At 59.0% G+C, this 6,217-nt stretch carries 4 protein-coding genes and 1 pseudogene; 2 read left to right on the plus strand and 3 right to left on the minus strand.

Annotated features, from left to right (window positions below; translation table 11 throughout):
- Window positions 1–160: 160 nt before the first annotated feature.
- A protein-coding gene (locus FEZ60_RS32065) for an IS3 family transposase (RefSeq protein WP_172937936.1) occupies window positions 161–1,575 on the plus strand; the annotation gives its coding sequence in 2 pieces (ribosomal slippage) (window positions 161–524 and window positions 524–1,575; 1,416 coding nt in all).
- A 61-nt stretch (window positions 1,576–1,636) separates the two neighbouring features.
- Here FEZ60_RS32065 and FEZ60_RS32070 read toward each other — a convergent pair.
- From FEZ60_RS32070 to FEZ60_RS32080, 3 genes and pseudogenes are all read right to left on the minus strand, one after another.
- Complete coding sequence (locus FEZ60_RS32070; RefSeq protein ID WP_207185760.1) at window positions 1,637–1,840, minus strand: IS3 family transposase; 204 nt, start codon at window positions 1,838–1,840, stop codon at window positions 1,637–1,639.
- A gap of 113 nt (window positions 1,841–1,953) precedes the next feature.
- Complete coding sequence (locus FEZ60_RS32075) at window positions 1,954–2,265, minus strand: transposase (RefSeq protein ID WP_172937938.1); 312 nt, start codon at window positions 2,263–2,265, stop codon at window positions 1,954–1,956.
- A 187-nt stretch (window positions 2,266–2,452) separates the two neighbouring features.
- A pseudogene (locus FEZ60_RS32080) lies at window positions 2,453–3,510 on the minus strand (IS110 family transposase).
- Window positions 3,511–5,087: 1,577 nt separating this feature from the next.
- Here FEZ60_RS32080 and FEZ60_RS32085 point away from each other — a divergent pair.
- Window positions 5,088–5,678, plus strand: coding sequence for a nuclear transport factor 2 family protein (locus FEZ60_RS32085; RefSeq protein WP_172937939.1), 591 nt, complete (start codon window positions 5,088–5,090; stop codon window positions 5,676–5,678).
- The last annotated feature ends 539 nt before the right edge of the window (window positions 5,679–6,217 follow it).

Raw genomic sequence — 6,217 nt, forward strand, 5'->3', positions numbered from 1 at the left:
CATCCACCAGCGGCTACCAGGTATCAAGTCTGCCGGACCGGCCAGGCTTGATACCTCCCATTAGTCCACCGATTCACAGCAACCCCGCCTGCAGGGCGAGATACGGAACAACCCGACGATGACGATTTCCGCCCCTATGCCGGTCGAGGACAATGACCGCATGGCCTCCACTCATCCCCGAGCCGACGGTCCCCGCCGGCGCGTGTTCAGCCCCGCCGACAAGCTCGCCCACCTGGCCGCCTACGAGCAGGCGTGCGAGACGAACGAAGGCGGGGCATATCTGCGCCGTGAAGGCCTCTACTCGTCGCTCATCAGCGAGTGGCGCAAGCAACGCGACGCCGGAGTCCTCGACGGTAAGCAACCCGGCACGAAGATCGGCAAACTCACCGCCGAGCAGGCCGAGATCGCTCGCCTCAAGCAGGAGCTCGCCCGGGCAAACAAGAGACTGACCACCACCGAGGCCGCTCTGGACATCATGGGAAAAGCACATGCTCTCTTGGAATCTCTCTCCGAGAGAGCGGATTTCGACGACAAGCGGAACAAGCGCTGACCGCCGCGTGGTGCGACCTGACCGCGGCCGGGGTGTCGACGAGGACCGCAAGCGCGTTGACCGGCGTGGTTCGTTCGACCGCGGGCCGGCGCCGCACCGCGGCCACCGTGCCCACCCCACCAGTGGTGGCGGCGGCCGAGCCGACGAACAAACTCACCGACATCGAGCGCCGCCGCATCCTCGACGTCCTCAATTGCGACCGTTTCGTCGATCAGGCGCCGCTCGAGATCTATGCGCAACTGCTCGACGAGGGCATCTACCTGTGTTCGGTGTCCACGATGTACCGGGTGCTGCGTGACAACGCGCAGGTCAGCGAACGTCGCCGGCTTGCGAAGCACCCGAAGAAGACCTGCCCGGAGCTGGTCGCCACCGCACCGCGGCAGGTGTACTCGTGGGACATCACCAAGCTTGCCGGTCCGGTCAAAGGACGATATTTCGATGCGTACGTCATGATCGACATCTACTCCCGGTACATCGTCGGCGTACACGTCCACGCTCACGAATCCGGTGTGCTGGCGCGAGAGTTGATGGAACAGATCTTCGCAGTGCACGGCATTCCGCAGGTCGTGCACGCCGACCGCGGCACGTCGATGACCAGCAAGTCCGTCGCCACATTGCTCGCCGACCTCGAAGTAACCCGCTCACATTCGCGGCCGCAGGTCTCGAATGACAACCCCTACTCCGAATCGATATTCAAGACCCTCAAGTACGGGCCCCGGTTCCCCGAGCGGTTCGAATCACTCGGCCAGGCAAGGAAATTCATGATCGAGTTCACAGACTGGTACAACCACGAGCATCGCCACACCGGCATCGGACTTCACACGCCCGCCGACGTCCACTTCGGTCTGGCCGCCGACAAGGTTGCCGAACGTCGGCAGGTACTCGATGCGGCCCGTGCTCGGCATCCGCATCGCTTCGGCACCACCACTGCGCCGAAGATCCTCAACCTGCCCGACACCGTCTACATCAACCGACCAGCCGACGACCCCGAGATCACCGTGGGGGTCGTAACGACGGCCGCCTAACACCCACTGGACTCAACCCCTTGACACATTCCGACTTGCCGTGAAGCCGCGATTGACCCGGTCAGAGAAGGGTTCCGACGCCCAGCAGGTTCGGTTTCCGCTTGCCCGGACGAGGCAACCCAGCGATACCGAGTTCGGTCATGATCGCCGACACCAACTTGTGATTGACATTCATCTCGTACGTATCGAGGAGTTCGGCTCGGATACGCCGCTTCCCGTAGGTACCACGTGACCGTTGATGAATTTTTTCGATCGTGTCGGCCACGATGATGCGTCGTACTCGCTGATTGGAGACCGGTCGACGACGGGGCGCATAAAAGGTAGACCTACTCAAACCCGTTATCCGGCATGCCGATCTACTGGAATGACCTCGTGTGATCAGTCCTTCGACGATCGCGATCTTCCTTTTGGGGGCACCACCGACTGATCGTCGAACAATGCGCACGCATCACGGGTCAAGACGAGTTCGGCTTCAAGTGCAGCGATGCGGGCACGGGCCGATGCCAACTCGTCGGACTCGATACTCGGTACACCGTCCCGCACTCCCACATCGATCAGGACTTGATCTTTCCACCGGAACAACGTCGCCGCCGATATCCCGGTTTCCGTAGCAATATCGGCGACTGCGTCACCGCTTCGAAGACGGTGCGAGATCCGTCGACGGACCGAGTGTGGATACGACTTGGGCACTGTGACCTCCTATGGATCACTCTGCCTCATCTCTCATATAAATGGTGCACTTTCAGGGGCACGGATCAAGTGGCTCACCAAATGGCGTCCTACCAGGGTGCATCAATGCCTGAAGTAAAACAAACGAACTCCGGAAAACCCGGGGTACATCAAAGTCCCCGGAAACCCCGGGATGCTTCTATATCTGTCAAGACACCAAGATTGGGTGTGCAGTGGCAAGTGTCCGGAACAGTTGCCGGGTGACGTAACGCTTGAGGGATCGCATGATCTCTTTGGTCGTGCGGCCTTCTCCTCGTCGACGTTCGACGTAGGTACGGGTTTCGGGATCAGTCCGCATCCTCACGATGACGACGGTGGTCAGTGCTCTGTTCAGACGGCGGTCACCGCCACGGTTGAGCCTGTAACGCACGGTGTTACCTGATGAAGCCTGGATCGGGCAGGTCCCGGCGAGCGAGGCGAATGCGGCCTCGGAGCGCACTCGGCCTGCATGTGACCACGCGATCAGGACAGTCGCTGCAACCACTGCGCCGACTCCCACTGCGGCAGTCAGTTCCGGCGCCGTGGTCTTGACCAATGCGTCGAGAGACTTTCGATTGTCAATCAGCTCCGAGTTGAGCGCCCGAATTCTCTTGGCCAGTCGCACGGCCTCTGCTCGGCACGTCGCAGTGGTGGCGTCCTCGGACCGTGCTCGCCAGGTTGCGATCGCCGTTATCTGACTGCATGACAATGATTTTCGTGCATCCACACCAAGTTCGACGGTTCGAACCAAAGCGGTCAACGCATTGATGGTGCGCGTCCGTTCACACGTCATCTGTTCTCGAGCGACCACGAGAACGCGCATCGCCACTCGTGATCCGTCCGCTCGTGGTCGGCGCAGTCGATCGATATCGACGGACAGGACAGACCGGGCGATTCGGGCGGCGTCGATGACGTCGGTCTTACCAACTCCTCGCCGGTCTCCTGAACCCATGGCGGCAGGTTCGGCGACCGAAAATCCTGCCGCAAGAACGCGGTCGGAGAGCCCGGCTCCGTAGGAACCGATGCCTTCGATGACGACGAGGACGGTCTTTGCCCTGCTCGGTGTGCAATCCACGTGCGGGCCCGATCGAGACCCGCCGGGCTTGCCGGAAAACTTGTCTTGTCCTGCACGGCACCGGTTGCAGCGGCCACGACGCATAGCGCGTGAGTTGCGGCGTGTGTATCTACACCGATGACGATCTCGTAGTTATCTGCGACGATAGGCATAGCGACGGATGTCCTTTCCGATGGGCGACGTCGTTGTCGGCGTCGGCCCGGAAAGGGCACTTCGAGGCAGGCCTGTAACGGGCCACGACCTCGCGGCAACGAGGTCGGGCAGGCTTGAAAATCAAGCCACTGAAGCAAGACCGGACCTTCCGTCGCCGCCACAACAGAGTGGACAGATCCCGGGAAGTGCACCCCGAAGGAGCGAAGCGATTCATGAGTCACACGGCGTTGTAGCGACGACACCTATCCTGTCAGCCAGCCCCGGGCCGGCCACTACAAACACTTACATGCGATTCACATCCCTCCGCCGGTGCGATTCAAGTTTCCGATGAGCTTGGTACTTAGCAATGGAAACTCTCGCTCGTTGCCAGTTTTTCGACCGATGGTATTGACCAGTATAATCTGGCCTGTTCCCATGGAGTTCCACATACGGCCGCCGTTTATTTTATAGACGTAGTACTTTGTTTTCTCGAAAACCTTGCGGATGATCTTTCCGGACCGTCTCGTAGAGACCAGAAATGCGATCAACTGGTGAAACTCACCCATCAAAGCCTTTTTCAACGTTTCCTCGTTTCATCCTCGCTACCCGTCAGGGCGAGGCATATCGGCGTCCAGTGGTAGATGGTCGCACTGCTCAGTTGAGTGACATATTTTCGGCGGATCGTCGCCAGCTGGCCAGCACCCCAATTCGCGTCACGCTGGCTTGGCTCAATTTATACTGACGCTTTGCGTCTTGTAATAGTGATTCGCCCAGCCTTTCCTGACCAGCTCAGCGCAACGATTCTTGGTCTGGTTCAGTCGCGTCTCCTCGCACTTCCGACCGCTCCGGCACCGCATGGCCGCCACACCAAACTCGCCGCCTGATTCCGGGTGTGGAGTGAAGTCACCGAACTGCACCCCTCTGCCTGAACACCGCTCCGCGAGATGGCCTACTGCCCAGAAAACAGCTACACACCAAACAAATTGACCATTCCATGCCGTCTCGCTAACATCGGCAAAGGCACCGAGCGAATCTACGGAATCTCCATAGCGGTTCACGGCGCCGCGAGGGACCTACCGTAATTCATCCGTGGAACAGACGTCTCCGTTGCAGCTGCTTCACCTAACGCGGATGTGATTCGAGCAGCTGAAGCGTCAGTCAGACATCCGCACGCGGGTCGACCCCGGGCGGGCGCTACGGCTGTCTGCCTATTGACATTCCACACGGTTGGCGTCACTATTCTAAGTGTGAGTTGGACCATAGGGACCCGATGATCAGACGAGACGAGTTCGTCTCCCTCGTTAGGGTCAGCAGCTCGAAATTGGGGTCCCACGGAAGCGACGGTCGAATTCGATGCTGTCCGGTGAGCGCGGAGCGCTATCTCGCGGCAGCGGATGCGGATCTTTCGCGCTGGGAAGCTGCTGTCTTGGATGTGAAGCGGCAGACCGTCCTCAGAACTGATCTACCCCGGTACCTGCCGCAAAAGTTGGCACCTTTGCGGCATTGCGGTGGCCTGCGTTGCGGGCGAAAGCCCTTGTTGGATGCTTCCGCCCGGTACGGGATCGAGCGATAGCAATGGAAGAGGATGGAGAGCAAGATGACAAATGTGACAGATGAGAAACAGTCAATCGCCAAGTTAACAGCGCTCGTAGATGAGATCGCCTCTCGGCAACAGATTAATGACCTGCTTGTTCATTACACTCATGGGTGTGACCGCGCTGATGTCGAACTTTTGCGGTCGGTCTATCACCCAGACGCGATTGACAATCACGGTAAGTTCAATGGTCCAGCCGCTGATTTTGCGGCCTGGGCTACAGATCTCCACCTTGGTTTCAGTTGTACCACGCACTATATATGCAATTCAGTGGTTGAGATCGATGGCGATCTCGCCCACGGTGAAACATACGTCCAGGTGTGGATCCGCTCTAACGGCGAACAAGGTGTGGATCGTGTCATAGGCGGTCGGTACTTGGATCGGTTTGAGCGTCGTGGTGGCGTTTGGAAGATCGCCAAGCGGCACTTGTTGGTCGACTGGCATACGCTCATCAATGTGGAAAGCCTCCCTCCAAAAGAAGGCACTGATACCTGGTATAGCGGCTCACGAGATCGTAATGACCCTTCGTATGCGCTACTGCGCAGGTGGCCCAATCCCCCGAACGTACCTGCGATTGATTCCGACTCGCAGTAGCGGGGGTACCGACTGTTGTGCGAATTCTGAGCAAGTTGGCATCTTTGCGGCGCAGACGTAGCGTGCGTGGCGGGCGGAAGCATCCGGTCGGATGTTGTCAAGTTGCTTGGAGTGCAGCAGTTTTCAGGTGCGGAAGAGCATCATACGGAACGGTCGATCAGGCAGTGATTGACTATTCGGTGACCTGTTCCCATACCTGGAATCGGATGGCGACTTCGGTGCGGTGAGCGGTGGCGGGCATACGGTGCCAAGGCGGACGGAAATGCGGGGAGATGCGACTGAATGAGGCCAGAAATCGTTGCGCTGCAACGACAGAGCGGAACCCGTTCATTGCGCGTTCGCGGTGTCGGGTGGGTTGATGGAGTGCTCGCAGCGATTATTCAAGTATTTGTTCTATCAGTGCTCGACCGTCGACATAGTGGTCCGGTGCGCGACCTGGTAGCTGGCGAGTTTGTCAGTGATCAGCACCGCCAGCCGACGGCCTTGTTTCTTCAGTAGTTTCCGGAAGAACCTAGTTGTAGTAGGTACGGACATGCTTG

Origin of the sequence: Rhodococcus sp. MS16 (assembly GCF_013277795.1) — a bacterium.
Lineage (GTDB): Bacteria > Actinomycetota > Actinomycetes > Mycobacteriales > Mycobacteriaceae > Rhodococcus_F > Rhodococcus_F globerula.